The 479-nt window shown below is 41.8% G+C and carries 1 pseudogene; it reads right to left on the bottom strand.

Annotation, left to right across the window (positions count from 1 at the left end):
* A pseudogene (locus ACPYOJ_RS34655) lies at nt 1–375 on the bottom strand (sodium:solute symporter); the annotation flags it as partial.
* Between the last annotated feature and the right edge of the window lie 104 nt (nt 376–479).

Raw genomic sequence — 479 nt, 5'->3', positions numbered from 1 at the left:
GATCGCGAAAAGGCAGACAAGTGTAATGATAGCACTCAGGCTTCTGCTGTTTCCATATCGGAGTGAAATGAAATCGGCCAGGCTGCTGATCTTATTGATTCTGGAAATTCTTACAATTCGGGTATTGATGTAGATCCAGGAAGGAATAACGATGATGGGTCCTATATAAATCGGTAGATAATTAAGCCCGCTGGTTGCGGCCACGCCGATGCTTCCATAATACGTCCAGGCAGTGCAGTACACAGCAAGGGAAAGTGCGTAAATGTAAGGGTTGTTGATCCAGAGCTTACTCTTTTTCTTCTCTGCCATATAGGCAACAAAGAATAAAAGTGCCAGATAGAGCAAAACCACAGAGAACAGTGCGAAACTACTCATATTTTTTTACAATTACCAAAGCAATGATGATGGAAATCATCCATACGGCAAAGAGATATACCAAAAGCATAGGGTATCCCAAAACTTCCTGCTCACTATTAAAA

The organism is Rhizobium sp. SVR5-9E (assembly GCF_056755095.1).
Note: the sequence above shows the minus strand (reverse complement) of the source record. Positions and strands in the feature narration are given on the sequence as shown.